Origin of the sequence: Enterococcus sp. SMC-9, from assembly GCF_021011285.1 — a bacterium.
Lineage (GTDB): Bacteria > Bacillota > Bacilli > Lactobacillales > Enterococcaceae > Enterococcus_C > Enterococcus_C montenegrensis.
In genome coordinates this window covers 342,997-358,489 of record NZ_JAILYE010000002.1, presented here as the reverse complement: position 1 = coordinate 358,489, position 15,493 = coordinate 342,997, and the positions used below count along the sequence as shown (strand labels likewise).

The following is a 15,493-nucleotide window of genomic DNA, read 5'->3' as shown; positions in this document are numbered from 1 at the left end:
GGTTTTTGATGGAAGAACGAAAATTTGTCAGCGGTACAGTCGCGGCAATCTTTTTTGAAAACCCCGGCAATTTTTATAAGGTGATGTTGATTGATATTGCAGAAACCAATACCGCTTATCGTGAACCGCAAATTGTCGTGACGGGTTCTTTTGGAGATATCAACGATGATACTTTATATCAATTTTATGGTGAGCTAATTGAACACGCACGATACGGGCTACAGTTTCAAGTAGAAAGTTATGCCCAAGATCAACCAACTTCTGAAAATGGTTTGATTAACTATTTTGCTAGTGAAAAATTTCCTGGTATTGGACCCAAGACGGCCGAAAAGATTGTAGATACACTAGGGGTTGATGCAATTAAAAAAATCGTTGAAGATGATTCAGTGTTAGAAGCAGTTGAAGGGTTAAACGAAAAAAAACGGCAGCAGATAGCAGAAATTGTGCGAGCCAACCAAGGTATGGACGAAATTGTTGTCGGCTTGTCTCAATATGGTTTTGGCAGCCAGTTATCTTTTGCCATTTATCAAATGTACCGAGGACAGGCATTAAGTATTATTGCAGAAAATCCTTATCAATTGGTAGAAGATATTGAAGGTATCGGGTTTAAAAAAGCCGATCAATTAGCCGAACAGTTAGGGATTGCGGCCACTAGCGACAAACGTTTGCGGGCAGCGGTCTTGCATCAAGTTTTTCAAAGTGCGCTGCAAAGTGGGGATACGTATGTCAAAGCGGATACCTTGTTAGACGATACCTTAACCCTACTGGAAAAAAGTCGTCCGGTAGAAATTAACCCCGAACAGTTAGCCGATGTGATTATCGCGTTAACTGAGGAAGATAAAATTCAGCAAGAAGCTACGCGTATTTACGAAAACAGTCTATATTTTGCCGAGATTGGAATTGCTGGGTCGATTCAGCGAATGTTGCAGCGCAAAAAAGAAATTAAGTATCCAGAAAAAACGATTGAAAAAAAATTAGCCAGTTTGGAAAAACGACTCAAGATTAAATATGGGACATCACAAGCTGAAGCGATTAAAGCAGCATTGGCTTCACCATTATTTATTTTGACTGGCGGTCCTGGTACCGGTAAGACGACGGTTATTAACGGAATCGTACAATTATTTGCTGAATTAAATGATTTAAGTTTGGAGCCATTGGATTATACACAAGAGGTTTTTCCAATTCTTTTAGCCGCACCAACTGGCCGTGCGGCAAAGCGTATGAACGAGACAACAGGATTGCCCAGTGGTACGATTCACCGCTTACTGGGTTTAACAGGTAGAGAAAAAGTCGGTGAGACAGAAATCAATGAATTAGCTGGAGGGTTGTTAATTGTCGATGAAATGTCGATGTTAGACACATGGTTAGCTAATTCTTTGCTAAAAGCAATTCCGAGTAATATGCAAGTTATTTTTGTTGGTGATAAAGATCAATTACCTTCTGTCGGTCCAGGTCAAGTATTACATGATCTGCTGCAGATAAAAGCAATTCCCCAGCGCGAGTTAACTGACATTTATCGCCAAGGGGACGGTTCGACGATTATTTCATTGGCCCATGAGATTAAAAACGGCCGCTTACCAGCCGATTTCACTAAAAACCAAGCGGATCGCTCTTTTTTTCCTTGTCATGCGCAACAAATTGAACCTTTAATTGCACAAATTGTTAAAAAGGCAAAAGCCAAAGGGTTTAGCGCCCAAGATATTCAATTGTTAGCCCCTATGTATCGGGGGCCTGCTGGGATTGATGCGTTAAACAAGATGATGCAAGAAATTTTTAACCCCAATGATGGGACAAAAAAAGAAGTAACCTTTCACGAGCACGTTTATCGCATTGGGGATAAAGTTTTACAGCTAGTTAATTCACCAGAAGAAAATGTTTTTAATGGTGATATGGGTCAAATCGTGGGAATTATTTACGCCAAAGACAGTGAAGATAAAGTCGACGAGTTGGTTATTCAATTTGACGCCAATGAAGTGACCTATAAGCGCAATGACTGGCAAAAAATTACCTTATCTTATTGTTGTTCGATTCATAAAGCGCAAGGTAGCGAATTTGAGATGGTAATTTTGCCGATGGTTTACCAATATCAACGTATGTTGCAAAGAAACCTGCTTTATACAGCCGTAACCAGAAGTAAAGATAAATTAATTTTGCTTGGAGAGACACAGGCTTTTGAAACGTGTGTTACGAATCAATCCGCCAATCGTTTAACGACGCTAAAAGAGCGCATAAGCGCATTTGTCGGTTTGACAGACGAAGAATTAACCAAGGCGGATCAAAAAAAGACACCTGAGGCTAACGAGCTACAAAAACAACAGCAAGCTGTTACCTATGAAGAAGTGCAACTAACAGAAGATGGTCACCAAAAAGAGGCTGGGCATTTACAAAATAATAATGAAGTGAATGAATCAGCAGAAGTGAGCCCTGTTCACGTTATATTAACGGGAAAATTGGTTCGAGAAAATGCCATAGATCCTTTAATTGGTATGAACGGACTGACCCCGTTGGACTTTATGTAGGCAAAAAAAGACTTAAATGATTTTTAGTTTCGGAAGGCTAAAAATCACTTAAGTCTTTTTGTAAATTATCAATAAAAATTTCACAGAAATATACGTTGCAGTCAAAATATACAGGTAAAATGTTATAACTAATACGCTACGTGCAGTGGTAATAAGCAGAAATTTTTAAATTTGAGTAGCAATTTAGCAATATGTTGCTCTTATTTGCAAAAGCTATGGGAATTGACGAAGTCTTCTTTATTTATTCTGGATAATACCAAATTAATTGTGGCCGGGTGGAAAAGGTGATATCAAAAGGGCGCAAGCCCATTACTTCACCATCTGCTTGACCGTATTCTGGAACAGTGGAGACAATTCTAAGTTTATGTCCGGTAAAATGGTGATAATGTTTTGATGTTGTTAGTTTGTTGGTAATCAGACGAATAATCAACCCGAAAATTTTAATCATCGAAATTCTTTCTACTACAACCAAGTCAATATCTGAGACAGTAGCTTTTGCCATGGGCGCAATCGCCACGCCGCCACCAAAATAGGGATGATTGGTCGTAGTACATAAAAATGCTTTTTTAAACGTAAACTCTTCACCGTTGACCTCAAGTAAAATAGGGAAGCCCTTTTGTGTAAATAAAACTTTGACAATAGAGGCGATATAAGCAAAGGAACCAAGATTATATTTGTTTAACGTTTTTTTAGTCATGGAATCATTCGTAGCCGCCACAATTGCTGCATCCAAACCAATACCGATATTGTTAATTGCCAGCCCTGTTTCCGTTTGAATTTTTTCTTCATAAGTCAACGTGTTAATAACTTGTGGCTCTTTTGCCCGCTGAATTGCCCAAAAGGCTTTTTGGGGATCTTTTGGTAAGTTTATTCCCCGCGCAAAGTCATTACCAGAGCCACCCGGGATATAGCTGACGGGAATTTCTTTGTCCATCCGGTAAAATTGATTTAAAACTTGGTGTAAAGTGCCATCACCACCAATTACGACCAGCAAAGGATAAAGTTTATCTGCATAATCTGCTTTTATTTCCGCATTCCAACCAATTAGTTTAGAATTAGCAAGTTCTTTGGCTAATTCAGCTTCATGGCCTGCATATTCGGTATAATAACTTTCGTAACTCATTTTTTGTTCATCTAATAAATTTTGAATAATCGCACCGGTTTTCTTTCCATTGCCGTTGCCTGAAACCTGATTAATCAAGAGTATGTAATGGAATTTCACAATGTTTGCTCCTCTTTTACACTTAATGCTCCATATTTTAACAGAAAAAATAGAGGAGGGAAAAGAAAAAAGCACACAAAAAAAGATCTAGTGAGTTTTTTTGTAACGTGTTACTCTTCTTGTTGCCTTTTTGTCCTTTTTATTAAGGTTCTGATGTCCACTTAATAAATGATAAACTCACTAGACCTATTCAATTAGTAAGGAGTAACTCAAATTCCCACATCCTTTAACAATTTTTTTAAGTCTCATAACAATTCTTCGTTTTGTAGAACCTACATCGTCTACGTTACTGGGAATTCCTATGACCCCTTACACTTATTTTATACCATATACGAGCACTTTTTGCAATCGTTTACAACGTAGGTTACAATTTTTTTCGCTTTTATCTGATAACTCGTGTTTTCTTTTAGCGTTAATTTTGCTATACTCCACAGGGGAGGAAAACGATGAAATATTATCATTTAGTTGGATTTTCAGCAGTCTTATTTTTACTACAATGGGGTTGTGAAAATTTGTTAGGTTTAACTTACACCAAAGAGGCCAATTTATTTTTTGTCAGCTGTCAGATTATGGCGTTAAGCATTTATAGTCTATTTTTTTGTGTTTATTTCATTGCCAGTAAAAAACAAAGAACTAGTAAAAAGATAGCTGCTGTAGTTAAAATGGATCAAGACATCAAAAAACTTAAAAAGGCCAGTTAACCTCCCGCGGTTCATCAACCATCCCGCGTCATCAAAACTCGGAGAAAGAAGGAATAATTTGTGCAAATGAGTAAACGTAGCAGTAATGTTAAAGTTTTGGCGGTAAATGCAATTGTTGCGGCTTTATATGTCGCCCTTTCGCTTATTACGCCCTTTTCTGCGGGACCTATTCAATTTCGGGTCTCAGAAAGTTTGAATCATTTAGTTGTTTTTAATCGTAAATATTTGTGGGGAGTCTTTTTAGGCGTCGTCATTTATAATGCCTTATTTGGTTATGGTATTTTAGATGTGCTCTTTGGTGGCGCGCAGACACTATTGGCTTTAAGTCTCACGAGCTTTTTACAAAATAAAGTCAAAGACAAAAAAGTATTGTTAGGTCTAAATATTGCCTTTTTCACTTTTAGTATGTTCTTAATTGCTATCATGCTAATGATTACGGCTAATTTACCATTTTGGCCAACGTACTTCACTACAGCTTTAAGTGAACTGATTATTATGAGTATTTCCGCACCATTGATGTACTGGTTAAATAATAGCGTGAATTTTGATAAACAATTTTAAACGTATAGCATAAATGGACTTAGCAATTTTTTGCCAAGTCCATTTTTTTAGCTTCTGTTTTAATTTTAATCAGTAAATAGCCAAGACCTTAGCCCATATTTTCAAAAATCAGCTATGATTTTTTTATTCTGAAAGAGTTAGATCTTCAACTTCAACAACTTTGAAATTCTTACTTTCTAAATGACTAATAATTTTATCGCACAACGCTTTGTCAGTTTTGGCTGGCAGTGTAATTAATGTGCGACGAATAAATTCATCTTTACCGATATCTAAGGTAATACAGCTGGCGATGCTACTGTATTTTGCGATGATTTTACTAATAGCAGCTAAATCACCTTGTTTACCTGTTGAGGCAATTGTTAAAACGTAACTTCCCTGATCAATACTCCACGATTGGGATAACATATTTAATAAGGAACTATGAGTTAAAATACCATAAAATTCATTATTTTCATTTAAAACCGCAATATAAGGAAGTTCTTTAATCGTAAAGAATACTTTAAAGAAAGAAGAATTTACATAAATAAATTTTGTTGCATTTTTCAATAAATGAGTAACAGGTAAATTCATATCACCGCCGTTAGCTTTGTGGCGGTAAATGTGCATTTTATAAATGTTGCCGCGGAAAATTTTTTCACTTTCATCTAGAATCGGTACACAGCGGAAACCAGAATCTTCTAGAATTTCCAATGCTTCAGCCAGTGTTGCTGTTTCTTTGACCGTAGTCAAATCTCTTTTTTTATACACCATGGTTTTAAGTAACATAACAAACCCTCCATTGTCTCCAATTTAACAAATTAATCATATCATATTCTCTATAAAAAGACATAACCGACTACCTTCATTGACAGTCTGAAAAAAACATGCTAAGTTAAAGTGTACTTTTGTGAAGAAATTAACCGAAACTCGGGTAGTTTTAAAAGTGTGATAAATTTGAAGGAGGCCATAAAGATGGGTGCGAAAAAAGCCGCTTTAGCCTGCTCCGTTTGCGGATCTCGTAACTACACTAAATCAGTGAGTGAAGGGAAAAAAGGCGAACGTTTGGAGATTAATAAATTTTGTAAATATTGCAATCAATATACATTGCATCGAGAAACCAAATAGGAGGCAGCAGGCATGAAATTTTTACGTAGTGTAATAGACGAAATGAAAAATGTAACATGGCCCACCAAAGCTCAGTTACGCAAAGATACATTGGTTGTCATTGAAACATCTTTGATTTTTGCTGCAATGTTTTTTGTGATGGACACTGTGATTAAGAGTGTCTTCGGCTGGATTTTAAAATAAATTAACTAGCTGAATAATACAAAAAATGCTATAATAGCCAAGAAGAAAAAACTTCGGGTAACTGAGGTTTTTTTATTTTAGACAAAAGGAGCCAAACAAATGGAATCATTTGAAAGAAACTGGTATGTGCTGCACACGTATTCTGGTTATGAAAACAAAGTTAAAGCAAACATTGAATCACGGGCGCAAAGTATGGGTATGGGAGATTTTATTTTTCGCGTTGTCGTCCCAGAAGAAACTGAAAAAGAGCTAAAGAACGGTAAAGAAAAAGAAGTCGTTCATAAAACTTTTCCAGGTTATGTTTTAGTGGAAATGGTCATGACAGATGAATCGTGGTATGTAGTGCGGAATACGCCTGGTGTTACCGGTTTTGTCGGCTCACACGGTGCTGGTAGTAAACCTGCGCCTTTATTACAAGAAGAAATCAATCATATCTTACGCTCCATCGGTATGAGTACAAGAACTAGTGATTTAGAAGTCAACGTTGGTGATACAGTTAAAATCATTGAAGGTGCATTTGCTGGTTTGGAAGGGCAAGTTGCTGAAATTGATGAAGAAAAACAAAAACTAAAAGTCAACATTGATATGTTCGGCCGCGAAACAAGTACGGAATTAGATTTTGAACAAGTAGATAGCCTATAAAATAGGTTGTAATAAACTTGTCTTACATTTTTATAAAAATACCTAAGAAAGAAATGTTCAGGCTAATTGCCTGGCATACTGCAAAGTGTAAATTGGCAGTATACATTTTGGACTTAGGTATTTTTTTGTTGATCTTGAAAAATACAAGCTTATAAGACAAGTATAATTTTTTTAGATATATTGTGCTAATTATTAAAAAAATTATCAGGTTACAACCAGTTATGTATTTCCTTTACTTTTCTAAATAAATGAAGCTGTTAGTTCTTTTTTAGTTGAAATTACTTTAAAAAAACAGGATTTTTCTGATTAAGCGTGCTATTTTATTTGTTAAACTTTTTCTTGACAGATAATGTTAGCGCTTTTATAATTGGTCTGTGGTTACTACCAGATAGAGTAACAAAAGATTCAAGGAGGGGATAAGATGATTGGTTGTATATTAACTGGTCACGGTTCGTTTGCGCCGGGAGTTTACGGGGCATTAACAATGATTGCCGGAGAACAAGATTTTTTTGATGTAATTGCCTTTGAGGATGGTCAAAATGTCGATGATTTTGAAGAAAAAATGAAACAAGCGGTAAAACAATTAGATCAAACCTGTGAAGGTGTTTTAATCTTTAGCGATTTATTGGGAGGTTCACCTTTTAAAACTGCAATGATTGCAGCACAAGATTTTGATGCAGTAGAAGTTATTGCAGGTGCCAATTTACCCATGCTTATTGAAACAATTGGTTTGCGTTATGCCAATACAGACTTAGAACAATTAACACAACAAGCAATAACAGCCGGACAAACCGGTGTCGTTCATCCCAAGCTGGTTATTAAAGAAGACGAGGAATTCGGGGAAGAAGGAATTTAATTATGAGCATTTGGAACAGTATTCTGGGTGCTTCGATTGTGGTATTAATTTTTGTAATCGCTTTTGCTATTATTTATTATTTTGTTGGCGCCCGTGGCATGAAGTCACAAAAAGAGCATTTCAAAAAATTACATCAATCTCTTGCGCCAGGACAACAAGTGAAGTTTGCAAATGGGCTTTATGGCACTGTGAAAGTTATTAACCAAAAGAAAGAAACAGTGGATATTGAAGTCAAGTCAGGAACTATTATTGAAGTTTCTCGGTACGCAATTTCAGAAATCGTTAAATAAAAAACATTTAATTTAGGGGGAATTCTCATGTCAGAACCAAATATTTTATTAACACGTATTGATAATCGCTTAATTCACGGACAAGTAGCAACACAATGGAATGGTACTTTAGGAGCTAATTTGATTTTAGTAGCCAACGATAAAGTAGCAGGAGACAAAGTGCGCCAAGGATTAATGGATATGGCTGCGCCAACTGGAGTTCAAACACGGTATTTCTCGATCCAAAAGACGATCGATATCATCCACAAAGCATCACCAAAACAAAAAATCTTCATTATTGCGGAAAATCCCGAAGACGTTTTGAAATTAGTTGAAGGAGGAGTGCCAATTAAAAAATTGAATATTGGAAACATGCATATGGCAGAAGGAAAACGCCAAGTTGCGACAACGGTTGCCGTGGATGATGCAGACGTTGCAGCCTTTAAAAAATTGCAAGATTTAGGGGTGGAACTTGAAATACGCCGCGTACCAACTACAGCAGTAGAAGACAGTAGCAAACTATTCAACTAAGCTTGTGCTTAAGGAGGGAGTTTAAGAATGGATTATAATTTCATTCAGATTTTATTGGTCTTTATCGTGACGTTTGTCGCTGCAATTGACCAATTCAGTTTCTTGGAATCATTATATCAACCAATTGTTACGGGTATGGTAATTGGTCTTATTTTAGGGGATTTACAAACAGGTTTAATCGTTGGTGGTACGTATCAATTAATGACCATCGGCAATATGCCCGTTGGGGGAGCACAGCCGCCTAACGCCGTTATCGGTGGGATTATGGCCGCTATTTTATCGATTACATTGAAATTAGAACCAACTGCAGCTGTTGCAACAGCAATTCCATTTTCTTTATTAGGTCAATATGCAGTTACTTTAATTTTCTCTGCAATGTCACCAGTGATGTCTGTTGCAGATAACTACGCTCACGAAGCCAACACAAAAGGAATTGACCGCATTAACTATTTAGCGATGGCTGCAATTGGTGCTATCTTTGGTTTAATCGTTGTCTTATTCTTTATCGGTGGTGCAACTTTTGGTGAACAAGTCGTTAGTGCCATTCCTGAATGGTTAATGAAAGGTTTATCAGCTGCCGGCGGTATGATGCGTTATGTCGGTTTTGCAATTTTATTAAAAGTTATGGTTTCGCGCGATATGTGGGGCTTTTACTTTATGGGCTTTGGTCTAGCAACAATCGTAATGGCAGCTCCAAGTCTATCAGGTCCAGCCTTGATTATCTTGGCATTTATCGGTTTTGCGTTAGCCTTCTGGGATTACCAAATCCAATCTAAATTCAAAACAGCAACAGCCAATGCAAATGACTTCGGAGGTGACGAAGATGGCATATAATATTCCAGATACGTATCAAGATCAATCAGTCGGCGAAACACTGGATAAGAAAACGTTAAATAAAATGGTTTGGCGTTCATTGTTCTTACAAGCATCTTTTAACTATGAACGGATGCAAGCAGGTGGCTGGTTATATGGTATTTTACCAGGCTTGAAAAAAATTCATAAAAACAAAGATGACTTGGCAGCTTCCATGAGTCACAACCTTGAATTTTTCAACACCCATCCATTTTTAGTAACTTTTGTTATGGGGATTGTTTTATCACTAGAACAAAATAAAGCAGATATTCCAACAATTCGTGCCGTTCGTGTCGCTGCGATGGGACCTTTAGGTGGGATTGGGGATGCCTTATTCTGGTTTACCTTAGTACCGATTACTGCTGGTATTACTTCAAACATGGCTATCAGTGGTAATATTGCCGCACCATTTATTTTCTTACTTGTTTTCAATATTGCCCAATTCGCGTTACGTTTCTTCTTGATGAACTGGTCTTATAAACTAGGAACAGATGCTATTGGTGTCTTAACCGAAAATGCCAAAGAATTTACGCGGGCAGCAAGTATTTTAGGTATCTTCGTCGTAGGTTCACTAACTTGTGTTTACGGTGCTACAAAAGTAAACGTTCAAATTCCAAACGGTGAAACAAATGCTGTTCATTCTGTAACAACAGTTGTCCCTGCTGGGGAAGAACACAAATATGATGAATATATCTTCAAAAAAGATGACAGTGGTAAATTGACAGAAGAAGTGCAAGCGGCAGCTGAAGGTGAAAAAGCCTTAGGCGTAGTTAAATTGCCTTCAGGGGATTTTGAAGTAACCTTCAACCGTAATGAAACAACTCCGGTTACGATTGATATTCAAAAAATCTTAGACGGTATTTTACCACAAATGATTCCATTAGCTATGACTTTACTTTTATACTTCTTATTATCAAAACGTGGCTGGACACCATTGAAATGTATCTTGTTACTATTGGTAATTGGTTTAGTAGGCTCAGGATTTGGCATTTGGCCTAATATTTGGCCTTAAAAAAACTTTGACAGATTATACCACTTATCCGTAGTTGATAAGTGGTATTTTTTTAGGTAGTGGTCTAGATCAAGTTTTAAAATAAAGCGTTTTATTTACTATTGCTATTGACTTTATAGGCCTTAGAAGATAAAATCATACTGTGGTAGTAACCAGTTAGAGGAGGTGTCATATGACCCGAGCAAAAAAACAACCTTTGTACGATCAATTAGTCGAATTATTAAAAGAAAAAATTGAAAATGAATACGAAGCCAATATGATGCTACCTTCTGAACGGGAATTATCAGATGTGTATGGTTTAAGTCGCACAACGGTTCGCTTGGCATTACAAGAGTTAGAAAAAATTGGCTATATTTATCGGCAACACGGCAAAGGAACTTTTGTATCTGACTTAAAAGAGTCTAGTTTCAATTTGCAGAGTATGTATAGTTTTACCGAGCAAATGAAATCTTTGGGGCGACATCCAGAAACGAGAGTTTTGGATTTTGAAACAATCGAAGCCAACAAATTTTTAGCTACGAAATTTAATGTCAAATTAGGAACGAAATTAATAAAAATGAAGCGTCTCAGAAGTGCTGATGGCGAACCATTAATGCTAGAACGCACCTATTTGCCGCTAAATAAATTTTTATCCTTAACCAAAGAAGATTTAGATCAAAAAGCCTTATACGATATTTTTCGCGAAGATTATAATGAGATTGTCAAAGTAGCCGAAGAAGAGCTATTTGCCAATATTGCACGGCCAAAAGATGCGCCTTTTTTAGATATTAGAGAAGGGGCGCCGGTGTTGACTTTAATGCGCAAAACTTATAATCAAGCCAATGAAATAATCGAGTTCACCTATAGTGTTGCCCGTGCGGATCACTTTCGCTATAAAATCGTACATCACAATGGCAATTAAAGAGCAAATAAGATCACGTTTGTAAATTAAAGGAGGATTACAATGTTTCAACTGACAGCAGCAGAATTAACTAAAATGGGAGCAGAAATTACCACCCGTGAAATTAAGCAACAACCAGAATTATGGCAAGAAGCATTTTCTTATTATAAAGAAAATCAAAAAAGAATTAACAATTTTTTATCAGAAGTAAAAGATGCCGCACATGGTAAAATCCGCGTTGTTTTCACTGGTGCGGGGACTTCTCAATATGTAGGCGATACAGTAAAACCTTATTTAAGTAAAGTAGGAGATAACCGTAAATTTATCTTTGAAAGTATCGGGACAACTGATATCGTGGCTTCTCCGGCTGAATATTTACATCCAGATGATTGGACTATTTTAGTATCTTTTGCCCGCAGTGGAAATTCACCAGAAAGTGTGGCCGCTGTGGATGTGGCCAATAAATTCGTGAAAAATTTGCGTCATATTACCATTACTTGTGCTCCAGAAGGACAATTGGCAAAAGCGGCTACCGATGATGCCCACAATTTATTATTAATGATGCCCGCTCGTGCCAATGACCAAGGTTTTGCTATGACTGGAAGTTTTTCTTGTATGGCGCTAAGCGCATTATTAGTCTTTGATGAAACTAACGACTTCACTCAAAAAGAAGATTACGTCAATGCAATGACAACCTTAGGCAATGAAGCAATCGCTAGAGAAGCTGAGGTACAAAAAATTATCGATTTAGACTTTGAACGTATCGTCTATCTTGGTTCTGGCAGTCTATCTGGTTTAACCCGGGAAGCTTCCTTGAAAGTATTGGAATTAACTGCTGGGAAAATGGCTACGATCTTTGATTCTTCAATGGGATTTCGTCATGGTCCAAAATCATTTATCAACGATAAAACAATTATGTTTGTTTTTGTGAACAACGATGAATATACGCGTCAATACGATGTTGATATTTTAGAAGAGGTGCATGCAGATAAAATTGCGCCATCTGTTTTAGGAATTACTCAAAAGGCAGCAGAATCAAACTTTAGTGGTGATAACTTTGTTTTTGAAACAAGTGATGTGAAATTACCAGACGGATACGCAGCGTTGCCATTTTTAATTGTAGCCCAAACAGTTTCGCTGTTAGCCTCTATTAAAGTTGGGAATACACCAGATACACCGTCTCCTACTGGCACGGTTAACCGGGTTGTTAAAGGAGTAACGATTCACCCTTTTGAAGCATAAGTTGAATACAAAGTCTGACTCCCGTGTTTTTTACGGGGGTCTTTTTTTAGACGAGAAGCACAATGGGATAGGCAAAGAATTCTTTAAAAATAGCTATAATTTTCGTCAGCAGGTTATTGTAGCGTATAATTAGGCGAAAGGAAGTGAAGACATGAAGAAGATACTCACAGTACTTATTTTATTGTTGGCTTTAGCTGGCTGTGGTGGAAATGAAAAAAAAGCCAATCCTACTGCTAAAGCGCAAATAAAACCAAAGACGAGTGTAATCCTTAAAAAAAGTGCGGTACCCACGCTATTTATCCACGGTTATAGCGGTACTAAAAATTCTTTTGGCGGTATGTTGCAACGTCTAGAAACAAGTAACTTAGCCAAAAAAGAGTTGATTATGACCGTCTCTAAAGAAGGTTCAATCACAACAACAGGGACACTGAGTGGTAAAAAAGATAATCCGATGATTCAAGTCATCTTTCAAGATAATAAAAATACGGAATGGTCACAATCTGAATGGTTGTATAATTGTTTGGCTGATTTAAAAAAAATGGGGGTTGAAGCGGTCAATTTGGTAGGACATTCGATGGGTGGCGTTTCGGGATTGCGGTATATGATGAGTTATCCTGACGATCCGTCACAGCCTGAAATTTTAAAATTTGTGGCGATTGGTGCACCTTTCAATGATTTTTTAGACACTAGTAGCAATCAAGATATGGCCGACTTATTAAAAAATGGGCCTACTGAAGTTTCTAGTCGTTACCAAGATTACCAAAAATTAGCAGCCAATTTAGCTAAAAATACGAAAATTTTACTTTTAGCTGGACAGTTAGATGAAAATACGTTTAATGATGAAATGGTCCCAACTACGAGTGCTCTAGCAGTGAACGCCTTACTAAAACAAACCAACAGCGTGACAACCCAAATTTTTTATGGTCCTAACGCACAGCATAGTCAACTGCACGAAAATAAGGAAGTCGATAAAAAAGTTTCAGACTTCTTATGGCCAAAGAGCTGAATCGCAAAGCCAGACAACCAGAAAAGCTTTTCTGACTTGGTCAGCGCTCGAAAAATAAGCGTGGAATTGCTAGAAATTGCTGCACAAATTTCTTGAAATTTCGCCTTATTTCTTAGAGGGCTAGTGCGTAAAGCCAGACAGTGCTAAGCGGTCAAATCACTATTTATCTTTTGAAAAATGTATCTCTTCTTTATAGTGAAGAAAATAAACGAGCCAATCACGTCACACAAGGCGTGATTGGCTCGTTTATTTTTCTGGTGCTAAGCCTTTTAGTAAAACTTCGCTCCACTCTGCAATGTAAGGCAATGCACGAGTATAAATTGCTGGTTCGGCAATGCCTGCGATCATTGATTCAGTGTAAATAAAGAGAAATTCATCGGTATACTTCGGATCAATAAATCCTTCTTTTCGTCCTTGTTGAAATAAGGTGAGGAGTGTTTCATTGCTTTTTTTTGCATAGCCGTTCATGAATTCAGCTAATTCTTTATCTTCTGTTTGCGAATAATAAGCCATAAGATCAAGATAAAATTGTTGACTACCCTGGTCTAAGCGGTCGATTTTTAGTTGTGTTAAGGCAGCGAAGGTATCTGGAAAAGATCTTTTTTCTTGTAAAATTTCCTCTGCATCACGGGCTGTCTCGGCCATAAAGTTTTTAAACACCATTTTAATTAAATTATCCTTGGATTGAAAATATTTAAAAATCGTAGCTTTTGAAATATTGGTTGCAGCAGTTACTTTGTCAATGGTTAGAGCTTTGCTTCCTTCAGGTCCATTCATTATTTCCGCTGCTGCCTTTAAGATGGCGTGCTTTTTTTGGGCACTTCTTTTTTCAAAACCGTTCAATTTTGTGCCTCCTTTTTAATCCATTACTACTTATATTATAGTAAAATAATTTTAAACTGCAAATTAAAAATAAGTTCAAAAGTAGGTGGTTTTTGATTGACATTTTCAACTGAGATGCATAATATTGAACTCGTATTAAGTAAATAGTTCAAAAATATTTTTTTGGAAAAAGGGAGACTTAAAAATGACGCAGTTAATTGAAATCAATAACTTGCAAAAAAGTTTTGGGAAATTTCAAGCATTAAAAGATGTAAGTTTTGCGGTTGCTCCAGGAGAAGTAGTGGGATTCATTGGCCCCAATGGTGCTGGGAAATCGACAACGATTCGAACGATTTTGGGCATCTTAAAAAAAGATGCGGGCCATGTTCAAGTATTTGGCAAAGATGCTTGGCAAGATAGTATCGAAATTCATAAACGACTATCCTACGTTCCAGGGGATGTCGCCTTGTGGGGAAATTTAACCGGTGGGGAAATTATCGACTTATTTATGAAGTTGCATGGAGGCGGTAATTTACAAAAGCGAGATGAATTAATTCAAAAATTTGAATTAGATCCACGAAAGAAGGCCAAAAGCTATTCAAAAGGGAACAGGCAAAAAGTCGGGTTGATTGCTGCGTTGTCGGTTGATTCCGATCTTTATATTTTAGATGAACCAACATCTGGTTTAGATCCACTAATGGAGGCTGTTTTCCAAGATGAGGTAGAAAAAATAAAGAATGCTGGTAAATCTATTTTATTATCTTCTCATATTTTAAGTGAAGTAGAGCGCTTAGCAGATAAAGTTGTTATTATTCGTGAAGGCAAAATAGTAGAAACCGGCACACTCCAAGAATTGCGACATTTGACGCGCTCTACGGTTTCACTCGTTGCAAAAGGCGATGTGGCAAGTTTAGCTGATGTTACTGGTGTTTACGATTTCAGTCAAAAAGGAACAGAAGTAAAATTTGCGATCGATAATAAAGCGTTAAATACTATTTTAACCGCGGTAGCAAAATTTGAAGTTGAAAAATTTGAAGTTGTACCGCCGACACTGGAAGATTTGTTTATCAGACATTATGAAGGGTGATGGC

The 15,493-nt window shown here is 36.9% G+C and carries 18 protein-coding genes; 15 read left to right on the top strand and 3 right to left on the bottom strand.

Annotation, left to right across the window (positions count from 1 at the left end; translation table 11 throughout):
• Positions 1-5 precede the first annotated feature (5 nt).
• Positions 6-2,519 (top strand): SF1B family DNA helicase RecD2, encoded by a 2,514-nt coding sequence (gene recD2, locus K4422_RS04480; RefSeq protein WP_230709393.1) that lies wholly within the window; start codon positions 6-8, stop codon positions 2,517-2,519.
• Between the two features lie 241 nt (positions 2,520-2,760).
• Here the strand turns inward: recD2 and K4422_RS04475 are convergent, their stop codons facing one another.
• On the bottom strand, positions 2,761-3,741 hold the full coding sequence (locus K4422_RS04475; RefSeq protein WP_230709392.1) for a diacylglycerol/lipid kinase family protein: 981 nt from the start codon (positions 3,739-3,741) through the stop codon (positions 2,761-2,763).
• Between the two features lie 446 nt (positions 3,742-4,187).
• Between K4422_RS04475 and K4422_RS04470 the strand changes: the two genes are divergently transcribed.
• Both K4422_RS04470 and K4422_RS04465 read left to right on the top strand, forming a co-directional pair.
• Positions 4,188-4,442 (top strand): hypothetical protein, encoded by a 255-nt coding sequence (locus K4422_RS04470; RefSeq protein ID WP_206902424.1) that lies wholly within the window; start codon positions 4,188-4,190, stop codon positions 4,440-4,442.
• Between the two features lie 60 nt (positions 4,443-4,502).
• Entirely contained in the window at positions 4,503-5,003 is a 501-nt protein-coding gene (locus K4422_RS04465) for a QueT transporter family protein (protein WP_396139697.1), read from the top strand.
• 123 nt (positions 5,004-5,126) lie between these two features.
• On the opposite strand, the gene cbpA is transcribed toward K4422_RS04465, so the two are convergent.
• Positions 5,127-5,768 carry a cyclic di-AMP binding protein CbpA gene (gene cbpA / locus K4422_RS04460; protein WP_206902425.1) on the bottom strand — a complete coding sequence of 214 codons (642 nt, stop codon included), beginning with the start codon at positions 5,766-5,768 and terminating at the stop codon, positions 5,127-5,129.
• A gap of 186 nt (positions 5,769-5,954) precedes the next feature.
• Between cbpA and rpmG the strand changes: the two genes are divergently transcribed.
• The 11 genes from rpmG (at position 5,955) to K4422_RS04405 (ending at position 13,580) form a co-directional block, all read left to right on the top strand.
• Complete coding sequence (gene rpmG, locus K4422_RS04455; RefSeq protein WP_016171295.1) at positions 5,955-6,107, top strand: 50S ribosomal protein L33; 153 nt, start codon at positions 5,955-5,957, stop codon at positions 6,105-6,107.
• 12 nt (positions 6,108-6,119) lie between these two features.
• Positions 6,120-6,290, top strand: coding sequence for a preprotein translocase subunit SecE (secE, locus tag K4422_RS04450; RefSeq protein ID WP_206902426.1), 171 nt, complete (start codon positions 6,120-6,122; stop codon positions 6,288-6,290).
• A 99-nt stretch (positions 6,291-6,389) separates the two neighbouring features.
• Complete coding sequence (nusG, locus tag K4422_RS04445; RefSeq protein WP_173103550.1) at positions 6,390-6,932, top strand: transcription termination/antitermination protein NusG; 543 nt, start codon at positions 6,390-6,392, stop codon at positions 6,930-6,932.
• Positions 6,933-7,353: 421 nt separating this feature from the next.
• Positions 7,354-7,788 carry a PTS sugar transporter subunit IIA gene (locus K4422_RS04440; RefSeq protein ID WP_206902427.1) on the top strand — a complete coding sequence of 145 codons (435 nt, stop codon included), beginning with the start codon at positions 7,354-7,356 and terminating at the stop codon, positions 7,786-7,788.
• 2 nt (positions 7,789-7,790) lie between these two features.
• On the top strand, positions 7,791-8,078 hold the full coding sequence (yajC, locus tag K4422_RS04435; protein ID WP_206902428.1) for a preprotein translocase subunit YajC: 288 nt from the start codon (positions 7,791-7,793) through the stop codon (positions 8,076-8,078).
• Positions 8,079-8,105: 27 nt separating this feature from the next.
• A complete protein-coding gene (agaV, locus tag K4422_RS04430) occupies positions 8,106-8,588 on the top strand; it encodes a PTS N-acetylgalactosamine transporter subunit IIB (protein WP_206902429.1) in 483 nt (160 codons plus the stop codon).
• Between the two features lie 27 nt (positions 8,589-8,615).
• Positions 8,616-9,422: a PTS mannose/fructose/sorbose/N-acetylgalactosamine transporter subunit IIC gene (locus K4422_RS04425; RefSeq protein ID WP_206902430.1), complete on the top strand. Its 807-nt coding sequence runs from the start codon at positions 8,616-8,618 to the stop codon at positions 9,420-9,422.
• Positions 9,412-10,452: a PTS system mannose/fructose/sorbose family transporter subunit IID gene (locus K4422_RS04420; RefSeq protein WP_206902431.1), complete on the top strand. Its 1,041-nt coding sequence runs from the start codon at positions 9,412-9,414 to the stop codon at positions 10,450-10,452. The genes K4422_RS04425 and K4422_RS04420 overlap by 11 nt, the downstream gene beginning before the upstream one ends.
• 172 nt (positions 10,453-10,624) lie before the next feature.
• Positions 10,625-11,353, top strand: a complete 729-nt coding sequence (locus tag K4422_RS04415; protein WP_206902432.1) for a GntR family transcriptional regulator — start codon at positions 10,625-10,627, stop codon at positions 11,351-11,353.
• A gap of 42 nt (positions 11,354-11,395) precedes the next feature.
• A complete protein-coding gene (locus K4422_RS04410; protein ID WP_230709390.1) occupies positions 11,396-12,574 on the top strand; it encodes an SIS domain-containing protein in 1,179 nt (392 codons plus the stop codon).
• Positions 12,575-12,725: 151 nt separating this feature from the next.
• Positions 12,726-13,580, top strand: coding sequence for an alpha/beta fold hydrolase (locus tag K4422_RS04405; RefSeq protein WP_230709389.1), 855 nt, complete (start codon positions 12,726-12,728; stop codon positions 13,578-13,580).
• 246 nt (positions 13,581-13,826) lie between these two features.
• Here K4422_RS04405 and K4422_RS04400 read toward each other — a convergent pair whose 3' ends face one another.
• Positions 13,827-14,423: a TetR/AcrR family transcriptional regulator gene (locus tag K4422_RS04400; protein ID WP_230709388.1), complete on the bottom strand. Its 597-nt coding sequence runs from the start codon at positions 14,421-14,423 to the stop codon at positions 13,827-13,829.
• A 184-nt stretch (positions 14,424-14,607) separates the two neighbouring features.
• Here K4422_RS04400 and K4422_RS04395 point away from each other — a divergent pair, with 184 nt between their 5' ends.
• Positions 14,608-15,489: an ABC transporter ATP-binding protein gene (locus K4422_RS04395; RefSeq protein ID WP_230709387.1), complete on the top strand. Its 882-nt coding sequence runs from the start codon at positions 14,608-14,610 to the stop codon at positions 15,487-15,489.
• Positions 15,490-15,493: the final 4 nt, after the last annotated feature.

Coding starts and splice junctions, on each gene's coding strand:
- K4422_RS04425 (WP_206902430.1), top strand. CDS start 8,616: ATGGATTATAATTTCATTCAGATTTTATTGGTCTTTATCGTGACGTTT.
- K4422_RS04470 (WP_206902424.1), top strand. CDS start 4,188: ATGAAATATTATCATTTAGTTGGATTTTCAGCAGTCTTATTTTTACTA.
- K4422_RS04440 (WP_206902427.1), top strand. CDS start 7,354: ATGATTGGTTGTATATTAACTGGTCACGGTTCGTTTGCGCCGGGAGTT.
- K4422_RS04410 (WP_230709390.1), top strand. CDS start 11,396: ATGTTTCAACTGACAGCAGCAGAATTAACTAAAATGGGAGCAGAAATT.
- secE (WP_206902426.1), top strand. CDS start 6,120: ATGAAATTTTTACGTAGTGTAATAGACGAAATGAAAAATGTAACATGG.
- K4422_RS04415 (WP_206902432.1), top strand. CDS start 10,625: ATGACCCGAGCAAAAAAACAACCTTTGTACGATCAATTAGTCGAATTA.
- yajC (WP_206902428.1), top strand. CDS start 7,791: ATGAGCATTTGGAACAGTATTCTGGGTGCTTCGATTGTGGTATTAATT.
- K4422_RS04420 (WP_206902431.1), top strand. CDS start 9,412: ATGGCATATAATATTCCAGATACGTATCAAGATCAATCAGTCGGCGAA.
- nusG (WP_173103550.1), top strand. CDS start 6,390: ATGGAATCATTTGAAAGAAACTGGTATGTGCTGCACACGTATTCTGGT.
- K4422_RS04395 (WP_230709387.1), top strand. CDS start 14,608: ATGACGCAGTTAATTGAAATCAATAACTTGCAAAAAAGTTTTGGGAAA.
- rpmG (WP_016171295.1), top strand. CDS start 5,955: ATGGGTGCGAAAAAAGCCGCTTTAGCCTGCTCCGTTTGCGGATCTCGT.
- cbpA (WP_206902425.1), bottom strand. CDS start 5,768: ATGTTACTTAAAACCATGGTGTATAAAAAAAGAGATTTGACTACGGTC.
- K4422_RS04405 (WP_230709389.1), top strand. CDS start 12,726: ATGAAGAAGATACTCACAGTACTTATTTTATTGTTGGCTTTAGCTGGC.
- agaV (WP_206902429.1), top strand. CDS start 8,106: ATGTCAGAACCAAATATTTTATTAACACGTATTGATAATCGCTTAATT.